31 protein-coding genes are annotated in these 17,453 nt (G+C 39.9%); all 31 read right to left on the bottom strand.

Annotation, left to right across the window (positions count from 1 at the left end):
* Positions 1–53: 53 nt before the first annotated feature.
* A complete protein-coding gene (locus tag AC06OU_RS01650) occupies positions 54–902 on the bottom strand; it encodes an energy-coupling factor ABC transporter ATP-binding protein (RefSeq protein ID WP_169359347.1) in 849 nt (282 codons plus the stop codon).
* 325 nt (positions 903–1,227) lie between these two features.
* Positions 1,228–1,608: a 50S ribosomal protein L17 gene (gene rplQ / locus AC06OU_RS01645; protein ID WP_169359348.1), complete on the bottom strand. Its 381-nt coding sequence runs from the start codon at positions 1,606–1,608 to the stop codon at positions 1,228–1,230.
* Positions 1,609–1,660: 52 nt separating this feature from the next.
* A complete protein-coding gene (locus tag AC06OU_RS01640; protein ID WP_169359349.1) occupies positions 1,661–2,605 on the bottom strand; it encodes a DNA-directed RNA polymerase subunit alpha in 945 nt (314 codons plus the stop codon).
* 136 nt (positions 2,606–2,741) lie between these two features.
* Positions 2,742–3,131 (bottom strand): 30S ribosomal protein S11, encoded by a 390-nt coding sequence (gene rpsK, locus AC06OU_RS01635; protein WP_169359350.1) that lies wholly within the window; start codon positions 3,129–3,131, stop codon positions 2,742–2,744.
* A 25-nt stretch (positions 3,132–3,156) separates the two neighbouring features.
* On the bottom strand, positions 3,157–3,522 hold the full coding sequence (rpsM, locus tag AC06OU_RS01630) for a 30S ribosomal protein S13 (protein WP_090567879.1): 366 nt from the start codon (positions 3,520–3,522) through the stop codon (positions 3,157–3,159).
* Between the two features lie 23 nt (positions 3,523–3,545).
* Positions 3,546–3,659, bottom strand: a complete 114-nt coding sequence (rpmJ, locus tag AC06OU_RS01625; protein WP_003247619.1) for a 50S ribosomal protein L36 — start codon at positions 3,657–3,659, stop codon at positions 3,546–3,548.
* Positions 3,660–3,697: 38 nt separating this feature from the next.
* A complete protein-coding gene (gene infA, locus AC06OU_RS01620; RefSeq protein WP_016429904.1) occupies positions 3,698–3,916 on the bottom strand; it encodes a translation initiation factor IF-1 in 219 nt (72 codons plus the stop codon).
* 452 nt (positions 3,917–4,368) lie between these two features.
* Positions 4,369–5,022 (bottom strand): adenylate kinase, encoded by a 654-nt coding sequence (locus tag AC06OU_RS01615; RefSeq protein WP_169359351.1) that lies wholly within the window; start codon positions 5,020–5,022, stop codon positions 4,369–4,371.
* A gap of 65 nt (positions 5,023–5,087) precedes the next feature.
* Positions 5,088–6,380, bottom strand: coding sequence for a preprotein translocase subunit SecY (gene secY / locus AC06OU_RS01610; protein WP_475853555.1), 1,293 nt, complete (start codon positions 6,378–6,380; stop codon positions 5,088–5,090).
* Positions 6,380–6,820, bottom strand: a complete 441-nt coding sequence (gene rplO, locus AC06OU_RS01605) for a 50S ribosomal protein L15 (protein ID WP_169359353.1) — start codon at positions 6,818–6,820, stop codon at positions 6,380–6,382. Before rplO ends, secY begins: the two co-directional genes overlap by 1 nt.
* A gap of 32 nt (positions 6,821–6,852) precedes the next feature.
* Complete coding sequence (gene rpmD, locus AC06OU_RS01600) at positions 6,853–7,035, bottom strand: 50S ribosomal protein L30 (RefSeq protein WP_142538201.1); 183 nt, start codon at positions 7,033–7,035, stop codon at positions 6,853–6,855.
* Between the two features lie 14 nt (positions 7,036–7,049).
* Positions 7,050–7,550 (bottom strand): 30S ribosomal protein S5, encoded by a 501-nt coding sequence (gene rpsE, locus AC06OU_RS01595; protein WP_144541001.1) that lies wholly within the window; start codon positions 7,548–7,550, stop codon positions 7,050–7,052.
* 21 nt (positions 7,551–7,571) lie between these two features.
* The gene (gene rplR, locus AC06OU_RS01590) at positions 7,572–7,931 is read right to left on the bottom strand and encodes a 50S ribosomal protein L18 (RefSeq protein WP_475853554.1); all 360 of its coding nucleotides are present in this window, start codon (positions 7,929–7,931) and stop codon (positions 7,572–7,574) included.
* A 30-nt stretch (positions 7,932–7,961) separates the two neighbouring features.
* Positions 7,962–8,501: a 50S ribosomal protein L6 gene (rplF, locus tag AC06OU_RS01585; protein WP_298472514.1), complete on the bottom strand. Its 540-nt coding sequence runs from the start codon at positions 8,499–8,501 to the stop codon at positions 7,962–7,964.
* Positions 8,502–8,531: 30 nt separating this feature from the next.
* Positions 8,532–8,930 carry a 30S ribosomal protein S8 gene (gene rpsH / locus AC06OU_RS01580; protein ID WP_169359356.1) on the bottom strand — a complete coding sequence of 133 codons (399 nt, stop codon included), beginning with the start codon at positions 8,928–8,930 and terminating at the stop codon, positions 8,532–8,534.
* Positions 8,931–8,960: 30 nt separating this feature from the next.
* Positions 8,961–9,146, bottom strand: coding sequence for a 30S ribosomal protein S14 (gene rpsN / locus AC06OU_RS01575; protein ID WP_169359357.1), 186 nt, complete (start codon positions 9,144–9,146; stop codon positions 8,961–8,963).
* A gap of 18 nt (positions 9,147–9,164) precedes the next feature.
* On the bottom strand, positions 9,165–9,704 hold the full coding sequence (rplE, locus tag AC06OU_RS01570) for a 50S ribosomal protein L5 (protein ID WP_169359358.1): 540 nt from the start codon (positions 9,702–9,704) through the stop codon (positions 9,165–9,167).
* 23 nt (positions 9,705–9,727) lie between these two features.
* Positions 9,728–10,036, bottom strand: a complete 309-nt coding sequence (gene rplX / locus AC06OU_RS01565; RefSeq protein ID WP_169359359.1) for a 50S ribosomal protein L24 — start codon at positions 10,034–10,036, stop codon at positions 9,728–9,730.
* Positions 10,037–10,072: 36 nt separating this feature from the next.
* Complete coding sequence (gene rplN / locus AC06OU_RS01560; protein ID WP_053591327.1) at positions 10,073–10,441, bottom strand: 50S ribosomal protein L14; 369 nt, start codon at positions 10,439–10,441, stop codon at positions 10,073–10,075.
* 43 nt (positions 10,442–10,484) lie between these two features.
* Entirely contained in the window at positions 10,485–10,748 is a 264-nt protein-coding gene (gene rpsQ, locus AC06OU_RS01555) for a 30S ribosomal protein S17 (RefSeq protein ID WP_169359360.1), read from the bottom strand.
* Between the two features lie 18 nt (positions 10,749–10,766).
* Positions 10,767–10,967, bottom strand: a complete 201-nt coding sequence (gene rpmC, locus AC06OU_RS01550; protein ID WP_475853553.1) for a 50S ribosomal protein L29 — start codon at positions 10,965–10,967, stop codon at positions 10,767–10,769.
* The gene (rplP, locus tag AC06OU_RS01545; protein WP_144540987.1) at positions 10,957–11,391 is read right to left on the bottom strand and encodes a 50S ribosomal protein L16; all 435 of its coding nucleotides are present in this window, start codon (positions 11,389–11,391) and stop codon (positions 10,957–10,959) included. The genes rpmC and rplP overlap by 11 nt, the downstream gene beginning before the upstream one ends.
* 1 nt (position 11,392) lies before the next feature.
* Positions 11,393–12,049 (bottom strand): 30S ribosomal protein S3, encoded by a 657-nt coding sequence (rpsC, locus tag AC06OU_RS01540; protein ID WP_169359361.1) that lies wholly within the window; start codon positions 12,047–12,049, stop codon positions 11,393–11,395.
* Between the two features lie 3 nt (positions 12,050–12,052).
* Entirely contained in the window at positions 12,053–12,397 is a 345-nt protein-coding gene (gene rplV, locus AC06OU_RS01535) for a 50S ribosomal protein L22 (protein WP_144540983.1), read from the bottom strand.
* Positions 12,398–12,417: 20 nt separating this feature from the next.
* Positions 12,418–12,696 (bottom strand): 30S ribosomal protein S19, encoded by a 279-nt coding sequence (gene rpsS / locus AC06OU_RS01530; RefSeq protein ID WP_475853552.1) that lies wholly within the window; start codon positions 12,694–12,696, stop codon positions 12,418–12,420.
* Positions 12,697–12,756: 60 nt separating this feature from the next.
* A complete protein-coding gene (gene rplB / locus AC06OU_RS01525) occupies positions 12,757–13,587 on the bottom strand; it encodes a 50S ribosomal protein L2 (protein WP_169359362.1) in 831 nt (276 codons plus the stop codon).
* 41 nt (positions 13,588–13,628) lie between these two features.
* The gene (rplW, locus tag AC06OU_RS01520; protein WP_144512677.1) at positions 13,629–13,913 is read right to left on the bottom strand and encodes a 50S ribosomal protein L23; all 285 of its coding nucleotides are present in this window, start codon (positions 13,911–13,913) and stop codon (positions 13,629–13,631) included.
* Positions 13,913–14,536, bottom strand: coding sequence for a 50S ribosomal protein L4 (gene rplD, locus AC06OU_RS01515; protein ID WP_475853551.1), 624 nt, complete (start codon positions 14,534–14,536; stop codon positions 13,913–13,915). The genes rplW and rplD overlap by 1 nt, the downstream gene beginning before the upstream one ends.
* A 26-nt stretch (positions 14,537–14,562) precedes the next feature.
* The gene (rplC, locus tag AC06OU_RS01510; protein ID WP_475853550.1) at positions 14,563–15,192 is read right to left on the bottom strand and encodes a 50S ribosomal protein L3; all 630 of its coding nucleotides are present in this window, start codon (positions 15,190–15,192) and stop codon (positions 14,563–14,565) included.
* A 45-nt stretch (positions 15,193–15,237) separates the two neighbouring features.
* Positions 15,238–15,546 (bottom strand): 30S ribosomal protein S10, encoded by a 309-nt coding sequence (rpsJ, locus tag AC06OU_RS01505; protein WP_042478628.1) that lies wholly within the window; start codon positions 15,544–15,546, stop codon positions 15,238–15,240.
* Between the two features lie 377 nt (positions 15,547–15,923).
* Entirely contained in the window at positions 15,924–17,240 is a 1,317-nt protein-coding gene (locus tag AC06OU_RS01500; RefSeq protein WP_475853549.1) for a Na+/H+ antiporter family protein, read from the bottom strand.
* Between the last annotated feature and the right edge of the window lie 213 nt (positions 17,241–17,453).

Here is a 17,453-nt window from a genome sequence, read left to right as displayed (position 1 = left end):
CTTGGCCTCCGACTTTCTCTTTTCAAAGGGTGTATCTTTAGCATAGGCGTAGCTTACTTGTTGAAGTATGATGTCCATAAATCATTCACCAACTCTTCTTCTGTCATATGTTCTGCAGTTAGGGATATCCCTTCAGCTTTTAGGAGCTTGGACATTTTCATGGCGAAAGGTAAATCTAAACCTAAATCCACCAATTCTTGGCCGCGTTCAAAAATCCCTTTAGGAGTATCCTCCACATACTTTTCCCCTTGGTTCATCATTATTACTCTATCCGCAAGCAATGTTTCCTCTAAATCATGGGTGATGGAGATAACGGTTAAATCTGTTTCTTCTCTTAACTGTCTGACAGTAGTTAGCACCTCTTCCTTTCCTTGCGGGTCTAACATAGAGGTTGCTTCGTCTAACAGTAAGATTCGAGGTTGCATCGCAATAGCGCCTGCTATCGCCACTCTTTGCTTCTGACCGCCGGATAGATGATGAGGTTCGCTATTCATAAAATCTTGCATATTGACCTTTGCTAGCGAATGTCTAACTCGTTCTACCATTTCCTCAAAGGGGATTCCATTATTCTCAAGGGCAAATGCTACATCATCCTGAACAGTAGCTCCGACGAATTGGTTATCAGGATTTTGAAAAACCATCCCCATTTTCGATCTTGTTTCCCAAAGATTGTCTTGTGACAAGGAGTCACCAAAAACACGTACTGTTCCCTCCTGAGGAAATAGAAGACCATTCATTAGTCGGGCTAACGTCGATTTACCAGAACCATTATGACCTACAATGGCGACCCATTCACCTTCCTTAATAGAAAATGATACATTATGTATAGCTGGCCGTATAATAGACTCCTCTTCAGCATATGTAAAGGTTACATTCTGTAAGGATATAATTTCTTTTTTCAACCACTTAACCTCCCTTAACTAAACTCTGCTCGGCTTAACTCTATCCTAACAAATTTTATGGACAAATTAAAAAAGCGCGCACCTCATTTGGAGAAATGCGCTCTTCTATAACTTATTTCTTGACTGGTTGCTCAAGACCAGTCAGAAAATGAGGTGCGTAGAGCTAGACGAGACGCCACTAATGAAAGTCCGCTCATCATAACACTCTGCTTTTATAATGTCGTATAAATCTGTTTGAAAAAAGAAGAGGGTGGTAGCAACACCAACATCCCTCTTCAGCTTTGGATTTTAATTTAGCAATCGATCAAACGACTGATCCATTAAATTAAACTAACTCAATTACTACAACTGGTGCTCCGTCTCCGCGACGAGGTCCAACTTTCATAATACGAGTGTAACCGCCTTGGCGATCTGCATAACGTGGTGCAACATCATCAAACAATTTTTGCAAAGCAAAAGTTGTTGATTCTTCGCCTTCTTCGTTTGTAGTAGTAACTACTTCACGACGAATATAAGCAGCTGCTTGACGACGAGCATGCAAGTCTCCGCGTTTACCTAAAGTGATCATTTTTTCAACAACAGAACGTAATTCTTTTGCACGTGCTTCAGTTGTTTGAAGACGCTCATGAATAATTAGATCAGTCGTTAAGTCACGTAACATCGCTTTACGTTGAGAACTTGTACGTCCAAGTTTTCTGTAACCCATGGATGTTTCCCTCCTTTGGTGAATATTCATATCTAGCTATATCAAAATTCGCTTAGTCTTCTTTACGTAATCCTAAGCCAAGCTCATCTAACTTAGCTCTTACTTCTTCTAAAGATTTACGTCCAAGGTTTCTTACTTTCATCATGTCGTCTTCTGACTTGCTAGCTAGCTCAAGTACTGTATTAATACCTGCGCGCTTCAAGCAGTTATAAGAACGAACAGAAAGATCAAGTTCTTCAATAGTCATCTCTAAAACTTTTTCTTTTTGATCTTCTTCTTTTTCGACCATGATTTCAGCAGTTTGTGCCTCATCTGTCATCCCTACAAAAATGTTCAAGTGCTCTGTTAGTATTTTTGCTCCAAGAGAAATCGCCTCTTTTGGACCGGTGCTGCCATCTGTCCACACATCAAGAGTTAATTTATCGTAGTTAGACATTTGCCCAACACGAGTGTTTTCCACTTGAAAATTAACGCGTGAAACTGGAGTATAAATAGAGTCGATCGGGATTACGCCGATAGGAAGATCCTCACGTTTGTTTTGATCAGCAGGAGTGTAGCCACGGCCTCTCCCTGCGTACATACGCATACGGAAATGACCATTTTTGCCGATTGTAGCAATATAAAGCTCAGGATTTAAAATCTCCACGTCGCTGTCATGAGTAATGTCAGCTGCTGTAATCGTTCCTTCTCCTTTAACATCTATCTCTATGACTTTTTCTTCATCAGAGTAGATTTTAAGAGCTAGCTTTTTCACATTCATAATAATAGATGCTACATCTTCCACTACGCCTTCAATAGTTGAAAACTCGTGTAAAACGCCATCGATTTGAATAGAAGTAACTGCAGCTCCTGGTAAAGAAGACAGAAGGATACGACGTAAAGAATTACCCAAAGTATTTCCATAGCCACGTTCAAGCGGTTCTACAACAAATTTACCAAATTTGGCACTTTCGCTGATTTCTACACTTTCAATCTTTGGTTTTTCAATTTCGATCATTCCAATTTACCCTCCCTCAAAACATCGAATGTATAGGTTCTTTCCATCATGAATTCGATCGTTTAACTGATTGCTGTGTTGCACAACCTCAGTCTGTACAATAAATGATGTTCTCAAACATATTGAGGATCACCTATTAAACGCGACGACGTTTTGGTGGACGGCAACCATTATGTGGTACTGGTGTTACGTCTTTAATTGCTGTAACTTCTAGACCTGCAGCTTGTAGTGCGCGGATTGCCGCTTCACGACCAGCACCAGGACCTTTAACAGTTACTTCTAAAGTTTTTAAACCATGTTCCATTGAAGTTTTAGCAGCAGTTTCAGCAGCCATTTGTGCAGCGAATGGAGTAGATTTACGAGAACCTCTGAATCCAAGAGCTCCAGCACTTGACCAAGAAATTGCATTACCTTGCATGTCTGTTATAGTCACAATAGTGTTGTTAAATGTTGAGCGAATGTGAGCAATACCGGATTCGATATTCTTTTTCACACGACGCTTACGTGTTTGTTGTTTACGTGCCATGTTAAGAAGAAACCTCCTTTACCGATTATTTTTTCTTGTTAGCTACTGTTTTACGTGGACCTTTACGAGTACGAGCGTTGTTCTTCGTGTTTTGTCCGCGTACTGGTAAGCCGCGACGATGACGGATTCCTCGGAATGAACCGATTTCCATCAGACGTTTAATGTTTAGTGATACTTCACGACGAAGGTCACCTTCTACTTTGTATACACCGATTTGTTCACGGATTTTGTTAAGCTCGTCTTCAGTTAAATCACGAACGCGAGTCTCTTCAGAGATCCCAGCTTCCGCTAATACTTTTTGTGACGTAGTTTTACCGATTCCGAAAATATATGTTAATGCAATAACAACGCGTTTATCGCGTGGAATGTCAACACCAGCAATACGTGCCATATGTGTCGTGCACCTCCTTCTTATTATCCTTGTCTTTGTTTGTGTTTAGGATTTTCACAGATTACCATTACTTTACCGCGTCGGCGAATTACTTTACATTTTTCGCAGATCGGCTTCACAGATGGTCTCACTTTCATCTAACCCAACCTCCTTAGTAGTCCGGAGTGCAAAAGATTTATTTAAAACGGTACGTGATACGACCGCGAGTTAAATCGTAAGGAGAAAGTTCAATTGTGACTTTATCTCCAGGTAAAATGCGGATAAAGTGCATACGAATTTTACCCGATACATGCGCAAGTATCGTATGACCGTTTTCTAATTCTACCTTAAACATCGCGTTTGGCAAAGTCTCAACAACTGTTCCTTCGACTTCAATTACATCATCTTTCGCCATCAACCCTGTCTCCCTTCTATATACAAATCAGGTTCTCAACAATAATCAAACGTAATTTGCTGTAGTATAGCCTCAAAATAAACGAAACTATTCGTTTTAAGCATATGTTTGGAAATCATGAGAGATGTTCGAAAGACACTCGTAAGGTTTCGTTTAACGCAATCCACCGAGTAGACTGACTGGTAGAAACCTGTCTCCCTCATGTCAACATGTTCGTACGAATGTGTTGGATGAGTTCCATAGTACCCGTTCGATTAATGCTTTCCACGAAACCCATTATACCCTTTCAGAAATCAAAATGCACGTGGACTAGGGGGTCCTCGCTGTTAACACATTTTAATATCATCCAGTTCGTATACCGGGCGCAATATGCTTTTGCAGCTCTCGAAAAAAACGTTTACGTTCTTTGCATACTACCCGGATATTCAGTCGTCTGCGACGGGCACCGGGCTTTAGATGCGGTTGCCCTGTAACAGAGCATCGATGTCAGCAAATACTACTTTAATATCCTGCTGGCCATCTAAATTACTTAAAACACCTTTGTTCTCATAAAAATCAAGCAAAGGTTGTGTTTGCTTCATATTTACTTCCAGACGGTTCGTCACCGTTTCGGGATTATCGTCCGCACGTTGATAAAGCTCTCCTCCATCTTTGTCACAAACACCCTCCTTAGCAGGTGGGTTGAACAGTAGATGATAAGCAGTGCCGCACTCTTTACAAATACGACGACCTGTTAGACGTTTAATCAATTCTTCTTGTTCTACTTGAATATTAAGCACATGCTCAATAGATTTCCCTAGATCCGAAAGTAAAGCATCTAATGCTTCAGCTTGAGGAACCGTACGCGGGAAGCCATCTAATAGGAATCCTTGATCGCAATCTGGTTTACTTAATCTTTCACGAACAATACCAATCGTAACTTCATCGGGTACTAATGCACCTTGATCCATAAACGATTTTGCTTTTAAACCAAGCTCCGTGCCTTCTTTAATAGCTGCACGAAACATGTCGCCTGTAGAAATATGGGGGATTGCGTACTTCTCAACAATTTTATCTGCTTGAGTGCCTTTACCAGCACCAGGCAGACCCATTAAAACGATATTCATACGAAAATGCCCCCCAGGACTATTTGTTGATTTTTAGGAACTCTTACCGTTCCTAAAAACCGACATTATTTCATAAAGCCTTTATAGTGACGTTTAACTAATTGGGATTCTAATTGTTTCATTGTTTCAAGGGCTACCCCAACAATGATTAGCAGGCTTGTTCCGCCAATTTGTATAGATTGTGGTAAACCAGCAAACTTTACAAATAATAGAGGCATAATAGAGATTACTGCTAAGAAAATAGCACCGACAAAAGTTAAACGGTATAAAACGCTTGTTAAGTAATCTTGTGTATTTATTCCTGGACGAATCCCTGGAATATACGCACCTTGCTTTTTCAAGTTATCTGCTACATTTTCCGGATTCACCTGAATGAATGCGTAGAAATAAGTAAAGGCAGCTATCAAAGCAACATAGATGATCATACCAACTGGCTGTGTGTAATCTAGCGTGTTTCTAATAAATTCTGTTGTTGAGTTTTCACCAAAGAACAAAATTATAGACTGCGGAGCCATAAGGAACGCAGATGCAAAGATTACTGGGATAACTCCCGCAGCGTTAACTTTTAAAGGTAAATGTGTTTGTTGGCCTCCAGTTTGTGAAGAACCAGCAACACGTTTTGCATATTGAATAGGAATTTTACGCAACGCTTGTTGAATATAAATAACTCCTACTGTAACAGCAATGATTGCCAATAAAAGCAAGATGATAATCACGATGTTGATGAATAATGCATCACCAGCATCTTGGATTTGTTGAGCATACAATTGGTTAACTCCGTTAGGGATAGCAGCAACGATACCTGCAAAGATAATGACAGAAATACCATTACCAACGCCTGAAGCAGTGATTTGTTCACCTAACCACATTAAGAATGCAGTACCGGCAGTTAATACAACTGCAATAGTTAGATACGTTAGAATACCATCGTCTTTTATCAAAGAACCACTATACATTTGGTTGAAACCATATGACATGGCGATCGCTTGGATAAAAGCTAACACAATTGTGAAGTATCGAGTGAATTGAGCAAGTTTCCGTCTTCCGACTTCTCCTTGTTTTGCCCACTCAGTAAACTTCGGAACAACGTCCATTTGTAACAACTGAACGATGATTGATGCTGTAATGTATGGCATGATACCCATTGCTAAAATAGAAAAGTTAGCAAGAGCTCCACCACCGAATGTATTTAAGAAACCGATTAAACCTAGTTCATCTGTTTGCTTTAGTACATCTGCATTAACGTGAGGTACTGGAACAAATGTCCCAATACGAAACACGATTAGCATCAATAATGTAAAAATGATTTTATTTCGAATATCTCTCACACGCATAAAGTTGGAGATTGTCTGAAACATTAAACCACCTCTGTTTGTCCGCCAGCATTCTCTATTGCTTCTTTTGCTGTTGCAGAGAATTTGTGAGCTTTTACTGATAGTTTCTTCTCAAGAGTTCCATTACCTAAGATCTTAATACCAGACTTTTCATTACTCACAACACCTGTTTCTATTAATAGAGCAGGTGTAACTTCTGTGCCTTCTTCGAAACGATTTAATGTGTCAAGGTTTACAATTGCATATTCTTTACGGTTGATGTTAGTAAATCCACGTTTTGGTAAACGACGGAATAAAGGGTTTTGACCCCCTTCAAATCCTGGACGTACTCCTCCGCCTGAACGAGAATTTTGACCTTTATGACCTCTACCTGCAGTTTTACCGTTACCAGAACCGATACCACGACCTACGCGGTTACGTGTAGAACGAGATCCTTCTGCTGGTTTTAACTCATGAAGTTTCATATGGTGGCACCTCCTTATTCTTAAAATAAACCTTAAATTTCTTTCAAAGTTACTAAGTGAGCTACTTTGCCAACCATTCCGCGGATAGCGGCGTTGTCTTGGTGCTCAACTGTTTGATGAAGTTTACGTAATCCAAGAGCTTCTGCTGTTTTGCGTTGATTTGGTTTAGTACCAATCAAGCTTTTAGTAAGGGTGATTTCTAATTTAGTTGCCATTGTAATTTCCCCCCTTATCCTAACAGTTCTTCTACTGATTTACCACGTAATTTAGCAACGTCCTCAGCACGTTTTAGTTGATTTAAACCTTGTACTGTAGCACGAACCATGTTAATTGGTGTGTTAGATCCAAGTGATTTCGATAGAATATCAGTAATACCAGCTAACTCAAGAACCGCACGAACCGGTCCTCCAGCGATAACTCCAGTACCTGGTGCTGCTGGTTTAACTAGAATAGATCCAGCTCCAAAGCGACCAATTACTTGGTGAGGAGTAGTTCCGCCAACTCTTGGTACTTCGATTAGATTTTTCTTCGCATCTTCAACTGCTTTACGGATAGCATCAGGAACCTCTTGAGCTTTCCCAGTACCAAATCCTACATGTCCGTTTTTGTCTCCAACTACTACTAATGCAGTAAAGCGGAAACGACGTCCACCTTTTACAACTTTAGCAACACGATTAATTGTTACTACGCGTTCTTCAAGTTCAAGTTTGTTTGGGTCAATACCACGCATGAAATATGTCCCTCCTTCTTCTTAAAATTCTAAGCCGTTTTCACGTGCAGCTTCAGCTAAAGCTTTAACACGTCCATGATATAAGTAACCGCCACGGTCGAATACAACAGATTTAATGTTCTTTTCAGTAGCGCGTTTAGCGATTGTTTCACCGATCAATTTAGCAGCTTCAATGTTTCCAGCTGTTCCATTGAAATCTTTGTCCATAGTTGATGCACTTACGATTGTTACACCTTGTGTATCATCGATAAGTTGAGCGTATAAGTGTTTATTAGAACGGAATACATTTAAACGAGGACGTTCAGTAGTACCCGTGATTTTTGTACGAACACGTGCATGACGTTTCTTACGAACTTGATTTTTGTCTTGTTTCGTAATCACAGTAGTCACTCCTTTCTAATGCGCAATGCATTATTTACCTGTTTTACCTTCTTTGCGGCGTACAACTTCACCTTCATAGCGAATACCTTTACCTTTGTAAGGCTCAGGTGGGCGAACTTGACGGATGTTAGATGCTAATGCACCAACGCGTTCTTTGTTAATACCGCGAACGATAATTTTTGTATTAGAAGGAACTTCAACTTCAAGTCCATCTTCAGGAGTGAATTCAACTGGATGAGAGTACCCTACGTTAAGTACAAGTTTCTTACCTTGTAATTGTGCACGGTAACCAACCCCAACTAATTCAAGTCCACGTGCAAATCCTTCAGAAACACCAGTAATCATGTTTGCTAATAAAGCACGAGTTGTGCCATGGATTGTACGGTGTTCTTTAGAATCTGAAGGACGAACTAAAGTAATCACATTACCTTCTTGTTCAATCTTGATATCTTGGTTAAAAGAATTTGTTAATTCACCTTTTGGTCCTTTAACGATCACAGAGTTATCAGCGTTAACTGTAACTGTAACGTTAGCAGGAACCTCTATTGGTTTTTTACCTACTCGAGACATTTTGTTGCACCTCCATTCGTTTGTTGATTATTACCAAACGTAAGCTACGATTTCTCCGCCAACTTGTTTAGCGCGAGCTTCTTTATCTGTTAATAAACCATTTGAAGTAGAAACTAAAGCAATTCCTAAACCGTTCAATACTCTAGGTACTTCATTTGTTTTAGCGTAAACGCGTAGACCAGGTTTTGAAATACGTTTCAAACCAGTAATAACGCGCTCGTCATTTTGACCATATTTTAAGAAGATGCGGATGATTCCTTGTTTGCTATCTTCTACATATTCAACATCACGTACGAAACCTTCGCGTTTTAGAATTTCAGCGATTTCCTTTTTCATGTTTGAAGCAGGAACTTCTAATTTCTCGTGACGAACCATGTTAGCATTACGAATGCGTGTTAGCATATCTGCAATTGGATCTGACATTGTCATTACATTTACCTCCTTCCCAGTTATAGGGGATTACCAGCTTGCTTTTTTAACGCCAGGAATTTGTCCCTTGTATGCAAGTTCACGGAAACAAATACGGCAAAGCTTAAATTTACGATATACAGAGTGCGGACGACCACAACGCTCGCAGCGTGTGTACTCTTGCACTTTGAACTTTGACGTACGTTGTTGTTTAACGATCATTGATTTTTTAGCCACGTTTTCGCCTCCCTTATTTTACTTTTGGAATGGCATACCGAACTGTGTTAATAACTCACGAGCTTCTTCGTCAGAGTTCGCAGTTGTTACAATTACGATGTCCATACCGCGTACTTTCGAAACTTTATCATAATCGATTTCAGGGAAGATTAATTGCTCTTTTACTCCTAGAGTGTAGTTACCGCGACCGTCGAATGCTTTTTTAGAAACACCGCGGAAGTCACGTACACGAGGAAGTGAGATAGAGATTAATTTATCCAAAAAGTCGTACATACGCTCACCACGTAGAGTAACTTTTGCACCGATTGGCATACCTTCACGTAGACGGAATCCAGCGATCGATTTTTTAGCTTTCGTAACTACAGGTTTTTGACCTGAAATAATTTGTAATTCTTCAACAGCAGCATCAAGTGCTTTTGTATTAGATACAGCATCACCCACACCCATGTTGATAACAATTTTATCAACTTGAGGAACTTGCATTACTGAACTATATTCAAACTTGCTCATTAGAGCAGGAGAAACTTCCTTAAGATACTTTTCTTTTAGGCGGTTCATGTGTGTACCTCCTTTCTCTTTACTTATTTAATAATTTCACCAGATTTTTTCGCAACACGAACTTTTTTGCCATCTTCTACTTTATAACCTACGCGAGTCGGCTCGCCAGTTTTAGGGTCGATTAACATAACATTCGATACGTGAATTGCAGCCTCTTGGCTTACAATTCCTCCTTGCGGATTAGCTTGGTTGGGCTTAATGTGTTTTTTGATGATGTTTACACCTTCAACTAAAACACGGTCTTTCTTCGGGTAAGCAGTTAGGATAACACCTGTTTTCCCTTTGTCTTTACCTGAGATCACCATTACTTTGTCGCCTTTTTTAACATGCATTCTGTCGCACCTCCTTGATTGGCACTTTCATGATAATTAAAGAACTTCTGGAGCTAAAGATACGATTTTCATGAAGTTGCTGTCACGTAGTTCACGCGCAACAGGTCCGAAAATACGAGTTCCACGCGGTCCTTTATCGTCTTTGATAATAACGCACGCGTTTTCATCAAATTTGATATAAGTTCCGTCTTTACGGCGTACGCCGCTTTTAGTGCGAACGATAACAGCTTTAACTACGTCACCCTTCTTGACAACGCCACCTGGTGTTGCTTTCTTAACTGTACATACGACGATATCGCCGATATTAGCAGTTTTACGTCCAGTACCACCAAGTACTTTTATTGTTAAAACTTCACGTGCACCTGAGTTGTCTGCAACTTTCATACGGGTTTCTTGTTGGATCACTTAGGTTACCTCCCTCCGGAAATTAGTAGTTCCGAATTTATTATTAGATAATAACCGCTTTTTCTACAACTTCCAATAAACGGAAACGTTTTGTAGCTGATAGCGGACGAGTTTCCATAATACGGACGATATCGCCGATTTGGGCTACGTTTTGCTCATCATGAGCCTTAAATTTCTTAGAATATTTAACACGTTTACCGTATAATTTATGTTTTTTATGTGTTTCAACTAAAACAGTGATTGTTTTATCCATTTTGTCAGAAACTACACGGCCAGTGTATACTTTGCGTTGATTACGCTCAGTCATGCCTGAAAACCTCCTTTATCAGTTGTTTGCACTGATTTCTCTTTCGCGAATTACAGTTTTCATACGTGCAATCGCTTTACGAACTTCACGAATGCGAGCTGTGTTTTCTAATTGACCAGTCGCCAATTGGAAGCGAAGGTTGAAAAGCTCTTCTTTCAGTGATTTTACCTTTTGTTCTATTTCTGCAGTAGTAAGTTCACGGATGTGATTAGCTTTCATTAGATTCACCACCAATTTCTTGACGTTTAACTATTTTACACTTAATAGGAAGCTTATGAGACGCTAAGCGCAATGCTTCGCGAGCTACCTCTTCAGATACGCCAGCAATTTCAAACATAATTTTCCCTGGTTTAACGACTGCTACCCAACCTTCAGGAGCACCTTTACCGGATCCCATACGAACCTCAAGAGGCTTTTTCGTATAAGGTTTATGCGGGAATATTTTAATCCATACTTTACCGCCACGTTTCATGTAACGTGTCATAGCAATACGAGCTGATTCAATTTGACGACTTGTAATCCAGCTAGCTTCAGTTGCTTGTAAACCAAATTCACCGAAAGCTATTTCTTTACCGCCTTTTGCTTCACCACGCATTTTCCCACGGTGTTCGCGACGATATTTAACGCGTTTAGGCATTAACATATTATTTGCCTCCTTCCTCAGAGTTCTTCTTAACTGGAAGGACTTCACCACGATAGATCCATACTTTAACGCCTAACTTACCATAAGTTGTGTCAGCTTCAGCATGTGCATAATCAATATCTGCACGTAGTGTATGAAGTGGTACAGTTCCTTCGCTGTAATGTTCAGCACGCGCGATGTCTGCTCCGCCTAAGCGTCCAGATACTTGAGTTTTAATACCTTTAGCGCCAGAACGCATTGTGCGTTGAATTGCTTGTTTTTGAGCACGACGGAAAGATACGCGGCCTTCTAATTGACGTGCGATACTTTCTGCTACTAATTTAGCATCAAGGTCAGCTCTTTTAATTTCGACGATGTTGATGTGTACACGCTTGCCAGTGATATCGTTTAAGTGCTTACGAAGTGCTTCGACTTCAGTACCACCTTTACCGATTACCATTCCTGGTTTCGCAGTGTGAATTGTAATGTTTACACGTTTAGCAGCACGCTCGATTTCTACTGTAGAAACAGAAGCATCTTTTAAACGAGTTTCAATGTACTTACGAATTTTTAAATCTTCATGAAGTAAGTTTGCATAGTCTTTGCCAGCGTACCATCTTGACTCCCAGTCACGAATGATCCCAACTCGCAATCCTATTGGATGAACTTTTTGACCCACGAATTATCCCTCCTTCTTCTCAGATACCACTACCGTAATGTGGCTTGTACGTTTGTTGATAGCACTTGCACGACCCATCGCACGTGGACGGAAACGTTTTAGTGTTGGACCTTCATCAACAAATACTTCAGAAACAACTAGGTTGTTAATATCTAAATCATAATTGTGCTCTGCGTTCGCAATAGCAGATTTTAAAACTTTCTCAACAACAGGTGATGCTGCTTTTGGTGTAAGTTGTAAAATTGCAACTGCCTCGCCAACTTGCTTACCTCTGATTAAATCAACGACTAATCTTACCTTACGAGGAGCAATGCGCACTGTTTTAGCAATAGCTTTTGCTTGTGACATTTGAATGACCTCCTCTCAAATTAGCGTCTTGTTTTCTTATCATCTGCACCATGACTTTTATAAGCGCGTGTTGGTGCAAACTCGCCTAGTTTATGACCTACCATATCCTCAGTCACGTATACAGGAACATGTTTACGTCCGTCATATACAGCGATAGTTAACCCGATAAAAGTTGGGAAAATTGTTGAACGGCGAGACCAAGTCTTAATCACTTGTTTTTTCTCAGAATCCTTTTGTGCATCGACCTTTTTCAATAAATGATCGTCTGCGAAAGGTCCTTTTTTCAAGCTATGACCCATGCTGAAACCTCCCTCCGTGATTGCACCACGGCTCGTTCTTTGAACCGTAGTAAAACCACTTTATTTTTTACGACGACGAATGATAAGTTTGTCGGATTTGTTTTTCTTGCTACGAGTTTTGTATCCAAGAGTTGGTTTACCCCATGGAGACATTGGAGACTTACGTCCGATTGGAGTACGTCCTTCACCACCACCATGTGGATGGTCGTTCGGGTTCATTACAGATCCACGTACAGTTGGGCGTTTACCTAACCAACGATTACGACCTGCTTTACCGATGTTTACAAGTTCGTGTTGTTCGTTTCCTACTTCACCGATAGTAGCGCGGCAAACTCCTAGGATTAAACGTACTTCACCAGATTGTAAACGTACGATAACGTACTTACCTTCTTTACCTAGTAATTGAGCAGATGTACCAGCAGAACGAACTAACTGACCACCTTTACCAGGTTTCATTTCGATATTATGGATAGTAGTACCCATTGGGATGTTTTGCAATGGAAGTGCATTACCTGCTTTAATATCAGCTTCTGGTCCTGACACGATTGTCATTCCCACTTCTAAGCCTTTAGGAGCTAGGATATAGCGTTTTTCCCCATCAGCATAATTTACTAATGCGATGTTTGCAGAACGGTTTGGATCATATTCAATAGTAGCAACACGTGCTGGAATACCGTCTTTGTTTCGTTTGAAATCAATTACGCGGTATTGGCGTTTGTGTCCACCACCATGATGACGAACAGTAATTTTACCTTGATTGTTACGGCCGCCTTTACGCTTAACAGGAGCAAGTAGTGATTTCTCAGGCTTGTTCGTTGTGATTTCAGCGTAATCAAGTGAAGTCATGTTACGACGTCCGTTTGTCGTTGGTTTATACTTTCTAATCGCCATTTTATTCCCTCCTTCTTGATTATTAATTCCTTATATAAGGATTAAATTTCGAATAACTCGATTTCTTTGCTGTCTTGAGTTAATGTAACAATCGCTTTACGACGTTTGTTAGTATAACCACCAAATTTACCTACGCGTTTGAATTTACCTTTGTAGTTCATGATGTTAACTTTCTCAACATCTACTCCAAAGATTTCTTCTACTGCATATTTAACTTGAGTTTTGTTAGCGCGAGTGTCCACTTCGAAAGTGTACTTTTTATCTGCCATTACTTCAGAAGAACGCTCGGTAATGACCGGACGTTTAATAATATCACGTGCTTCCATTATCCAAGCACCTCCTCTACTTTTTGTACTGCAGCTTTAGTCATCACTAATTTATCGTGACCAACTAAATCTAAAACGTTAATGCCTGTTGCAGACACAACTGTGATTCCAGGGATGTTACGAGCAGCTAATGCTACGTTTTCATCTAGATCAGCAGTTACTACTAACGCTTTTTTATTGATTGAAAGGTTAGATAACACTTTCACGAATTCTTTTGTTTTTGGAGCATCAAATGCTAAACCTTCAAGTACTACGATGCTTTCTTCACGCACTTTAGATGAAAGAGCTGAAAGAAGAGCTAGACGACGTACTTTCTTAGGTAATTTATAGCTATAGCTACGTGGAACTGGACCAAATACAGTACCACCACCACGCCATTGTGGAGAGCGGATCGAACCTTGACGAGCACGACCTGTACCTTTTTGCTTCCATGGTTTACGACCACCACCAGCTACTTCAGAACGATTTTTCACTTTATGATTACCTTGACGTAGTGAAGCACGTTGAGAAATGATAGCTTCAAATAGCACAGATTCGTTTGGTTCAATTCCGAAAACTTTATCGTTTAACTCGATTTCACCAACAGAAGATCCTGCTTGATTGAATAAAGACACCTTTGTCATTCCTGTTTCCTCCTTTCTTCAGAGAATTATTTCGATTTAATAGCAGCCTTAACAACTACTAGTGATTTACGAGAACCAGGAACATTACCTTTTACTAATAGTAGGTTACGTCCAGCATCCACTCTTACGATTTGTAAGTTTTGGATTGTTACTGTGTGCCCACCCATTTGACCAGGTAATTTTTTTTGTTTGAATACACGGTTCGGAGCAACTGGCCCCATTGAACCTGGACGACGGTGGTAACGAGATCCATGGGCCATTGGTCCACGAGATTGTCCGTGGCGTTTAATAACACCTTGGAAACCTTTACCTTTAGTAATACCTGTTACATCAATTACATCGCCTTCTGCAAAACTTTCTACGTTGACTTCTTGACCAACCTCGTAATTAGCTGTATCCAAGCCGCGGAATTCGCGGATGAAGCGCTTAGGAGCGGTGCTAGCTTTGGCTACGTGTCCTTTAGCTGGTTTGTTAGAAAGCTTTTCGCGCTTATCTTCAAAACCTAACTGAATTGCTTCGTATCCGTCTGTCTCAGCAGTTTTCTTTTGAAGTACTACGTTTGGAGTAGCTTCAATAACTGTTACAGGGATTAAGTCACCGTTCTCAGCAAATACTTGCGTCATACCGATTTTTCTACCTAAGATTCCTTTGGTCATCCGTCACACCTCCTATAATAATTTGTTGTTTTTTATCTTTTACCATTAAAGTTTGATTTCTATATCAACGCCAGATGGTAAGTCAAGCTTCATTAACGCATCAACAGTTTGTGGTGTTGGGTTAACGATATCGATAAGACGTTTATGCGTACGCATTTCGAATTGCTCACGAGAATCTTTATACTTATGAACAGCACGAAGAATCGTATACACAGATCTTTCAGTCGGAAGTGGAATCGGACCCGATACACTTGCACCTGAACGTTTAGCAGTTTCTACAATTTTCTCAGCAGATTGATCCAGGATTCTGTGATCATACGCTTTTAAACGAATACGAATTTTTTGTTTTGCCATTATTTTCCCTCCTTTTCGCCTATTTTCTAGACATTCTCCACGAAATTTTTCCGTACACTCGCCATGGCAAAGCGGCCGGGTGTGTCGGTAACCTCTCGTTTCATCGCAGTCAAAGACCAACATTCAACATTATATCTAATAAAAATAGAATATGCAAGTCTTTTTCTCAAATTCTTTTTATATGCTTCAACTTTATATATATTCATTTAAACTATACATTTTTTAGCCGTTTTCTAGTATATAAAATTATTACTAAAAATACAAATGAAATGAATGGTAGAAATTCCTTCATCCCTTGTACCACAAGTAGCATCCATAAAAGATACAGATAGCTCTTCTCAACAAAAGAAAAAGAGCTCACTTAGGAGCTCTCTCTTCTATAGTATATATACAATTCCAAACCAACCAAAAATGATTAGCGGGATATTGTAGCAAATGAATGTAGGCACTACTGTATCCCATATATGATTATGCTGTCCGTCAACATTTAATCCAGCAGTTGGTCCAAGCGTAGAGTCGGATGCTGGTGATCCAGCGTCACCTAATGCACCTGCTGTTCCTATTAGCGCTATAGTAGCTAAAGGACTTAACCCCAGTTCTAATGCCAGGGGAACAAAGATAGCAGCAATAATTGGTATCGTGGCAAAAGAAGATCCTATCCCTAAAGTTACGACTAAACCAATTACTAGCATTATCAAAACAGCCAAGCTTACGTTTCCTTCCAAAAGTTGTGCAGATGTCTCTACTAGACTTTCTATGTGTCCCGTTGCACTAATAACTGCAGCAAACCCATTTGCTGTAATCATAACAAAACCTACAAAGGCCATCATTCTCATACCTTCAGTTAATAGTAGGTCAGCTTCCTTCCACTTTAAAGCTCCTGTGATATATAGTACAGTAATACCCGCTAAAGCCCCAGCTATCATTGAGTCTGTTTCAATCTGGACATACAAGGCAGCAATCAATGAAATAATAGTGAAAAATACACTACTCTTCTTAACGTTCAATTGTAATTCCTCTACAGCAACTTCCTGTTGTTTGTATTGTCTTGGCTTTCTATATAATACAAACGCCATAACTAGTCCTGCCACCATTCCTAGCGCCGGTATTACCATTGCACGAGGAATATCATCTAAATTGATTGCTAGACCAGATAGACCCATCTGAGTAGCTACGATCTCTTGGTAGATTGCACCGAAACCATATGGCAACAACATGTATGGTGTAATCAATCCAAACGCTAAAATAGTTGCAATCAATCTACGGTCAATCTGAAGCATATTTAATACTTGCAAAATTGGCGGAACTAATAATGGGATAAATGCGATATGGATTGGTATTAAATTTTGCGAGAATATAGCCATCATCAATAATAATAAGAATATTAAAGTCTTAGCTAGACCAGTCTTCTGAGAATCTCCTTCTCTTCTTACAAGCTTGAGAATAGCTGCTACTAATAGCTCTGGTATGCCTGTCTTGGAGATAGCCACCGCAAAGCCTCCTAAAAGCCCGTAGCTAAGCGCTATTGTAGCTCCAGCACCTAATCCACCCGTAAACGCTTCTATCGTTTCTGCGACCGATAAGCCTGCTGTGAGGCCCCCTACCAATGCACCTATAATCAATGAGAATACTACATTTATACGAAGTAGACTCAGAACTAACATAACTGCAACTGCAATTAGTACTGCATTCATTTTACACACTCACTTTCACACACTAGATTGCTAATATGATAGAAGTTTATATTCTTTTTTCCATATTGTCAATAGAATAAACTATGCCAATAGTTAACATCCAAGCATTTTACAGTGGCCCACTAGCTTCTATATAAAAAAAAGCCTGACTTCCAATTGGAAATCAAGCTTTTTCTTTATAAAGCAGCTTTGACTACTTTTCGATAGTACCCT

Source organism: Psychrobacillus sp., assembly GCF_056205495.1.
The sequence above is the reverse complement of the archived record's forward strand: the minus strand, read 5'-3'. Positions and strand labels throughout refer to the sequence as shown.

Excerpts from the sequence above, each read along its gene's own strand:
- rplQ (WP_169359348.1), bottom strand. The coding sequence starts at position 1,608 with ATGGGTTACAGAAAACTTGGACGTACAAGTTCTCAACGTAAAGCGATG.
- AC06OU_RS01640 (WP_169359349.1), bottom strand. The coding sequence starts at position 2,605 with ATGATCGAAATTGAAAAACCAAAGATTGAAAGTGTAGAAATCAGCGAA.
- rpsK (WP_169359350.1), bottom strand. The coding sequence starts at position 3,131 with ATGGCACGTAAACAACAAACACGTAAGCGTCGTGTGAAAAAGAATATC.
- rpsM (WP_090567879.1), bottom strand. The coding sequence starts at position 3,522 with ATGGCACGTATTGCTGGTGTTGACATTCCACGCGATAAACGCGTTGTT.
- rpmJ (WP_003247619.1), bottom strand. The coding sequence starts at position 3,659 with ATGAAAGTGAGACCATCTGTGAAGCCGATCTGCGAAAAATGTAAAGTA.
- infA (WP_016429904.1), bottom strand. The coding sequence starts at position 3,916 with ATGGCGAAAGATGATGTAATTGAAGTCGAAGGAACAGTTGTTGAGACT.
- AC06OU_RS01615 (WP_169359351.1), bottom strand. The coding sequence starts at position 5,022 with ATGAATATCGTTTTAATGGGTCTGCCTGGTGCTGGTAAAGGCACTCAA.
- secY (WP_475853555.1), bottom strand. The coding sequence starts at position 6,380 with ATGTTTCAGACAATCTCCAACTTTATGCGTGTGAGAGATATTCGAAAT.
- rplO (WP_169359353.1), bottom strand. The coding sequence starts at position 6,820 with ATGAAACTTCATGAGTTAAAACCAGCAGAAGGATCTCGTTCTACACGT.
- rpmD (WP_142538201.1), bottom strand. The coding sequence starts at position 7,035 with ATGGCAACTAAATTAGAAATCACCCTTACTAAAAGCTTGATTGGTACT.
- rpsE (WP_144541001.1), bottom strand. The coding sequence starts at position 7,550 with ATGCGTGGTATTGACCCAAACAAACTTGAACTTGAAGAACGCGTAGTA.
- rplF (WP_298472514.1), bottom strand. The coding sequence starts at position 8,501 with ATGTCTCGAGTAGGTAAAAAACCAATAGAGGTTCCTGCTAACGTTACA.
- rpsH (WP_169359356.1), bottom strand. The coding sequence starts at position 8,930 with ATGACAATGTCAGATCCAATTGCAGATATGCTAACACGCATTCGTAAT.
- rplE (WP_169359358.1), bottom strand. The coding sequence starts at position 9,704 with ATGAACCGCCTAAAAGAAAAGTATCTTAAGGAAGTTTCTCCTGCTCTA.
- rplX (WP_169359359.1), bottom strand. The coding sequence starts at position 10,036 with ATGCATGTTAAAAAAGGCGACAAAGTAATGGTGATCTCAGGTAAAGAC.
- rpsQ (WP_169359360.1), bottom strand. The coding sequence starts at position 10,748 with ATGACTGAGCGTAATCAACGCAAAGTATACACTGGCCGTGTAGTTTCT.
- rpmC (WP_475853553.1), bottom strand. The coding sequence starts at position 10,967 with ATGAAAGCTAATCACATCCGTGAACTTACTACTGCAGAAATAGAACAA.
- rplP (WP_144540987.1), bottom strand. The coding sequence starts at position 11,391 with ATGTTAATGCCTAAACGCGTTAAATATCGTCGCGAACACCGTGGGAAA.
- rplV (WP_144540983.1), bottom strand. The coding sequence starts at position 12,397 with ATGTCACAAGCAAAAGCTATTGCTAAAACAGTGCGCATTGCTCCTCGT.
- rpsS (WP_475853552.1), bottom strand. The coding sequence starts at position 12,696 with ATGGGTCATAGCTTGAAAAAAGGACCTTTCGCAGACGATCATTTATTG.
- rplB (WP_169359362.1), bottom strand. The coding sequence starts at position 13,587 with ATGGCGATTAGAAAGTATAAACCAACGACAAACGGACGTCGTAACATG.
- rplW (WP_144512677.1), bottom strand. The coding sequence starts at position 13,913 with ATGGAAGCACGTGATATTATTAAACGTCCGGTCATTACCGAGCGTTCT.
- rplD (WP_475853551.1), bottom strand. The coding sequence starts at position 14,536 with ATGACAAAGGTGTCTTTATTCAATCAAGCAGGATCTTCTGTTGGTGAA.
- rplC (WP_475853550.1), bottom strand. The coding sequence starts at position 15,192 with ATGACCAAAGGAATCTTAGGTAGAAAAATCGGTATGACGCAAGTATTT.
- rpsJ (WP_042478628.1), bottom strand. The coding sequence starts at position 15,546 with ATGGCAAAACAAAAAATTCGTATTCGTTTAAAAGCGTATGATCACAGA.
- AC06OU_RS01500 (WP_475853549.1), bottom strand. The coding sequence starts at position 17,240 with ATGAATGCAGTACTAATTGCAGTTGCAGTTATGTTAGTTCTGAGTCTA.